The sequence below is a fragment of the Paenibacillus periandrae genome (assembly GCF_022458865.1).
GTDB lineage: Bacteria > Bacillota > Bacilli > Paenibacillales > NBRC-103111 > Paenibacillus_S > Paenibacillus_S periandrae.
Genome location: NZ_JAJNMU010000186.1, coordinates 1 through 273 on the forward strand (window position 1 = coordinate 1; position 273 = coordinate 273).

Genomic DNA, 273 nt, shown 5'->3' on the forward strand with positions numbered 1-273 from the left:
TCCTGCTGTTCGGCGGAGACTATTTTCCGAAAATCATATACAGCTACAGCGGATTAGTGCTTGCCAATCTTTGGTTCAACATTCCGTTTACCACGATGATGCTCAGTTCCGCTCTATCCGGCATTCCGAATTCAATTGTGGAAAGCGCTAAGGATGCCGGAGCCGGAAGGCTGCAAATTTTGCTTAGATTCATAATCCCCCTTTCCTATAAAACGATGCTGGTCTCGATGACGTTCGTCTTCATGGGCATTATCGGCAGCTTCACCGCACCGT

The 273-nt window shown here is 48.0% G+C and carries 1 protein-coding gene; it reads left to right on the forward strand.

The window, feature by feature from the left end; all coding sequences use genetic code 11:
• Positions 1-273: ABC transporter permease subunit (locus LRL21_RS47490; RefSeq protein ID WP_240422247.1), on the forward strand; the 273-nt coding region annotated here is incomplete at both ends.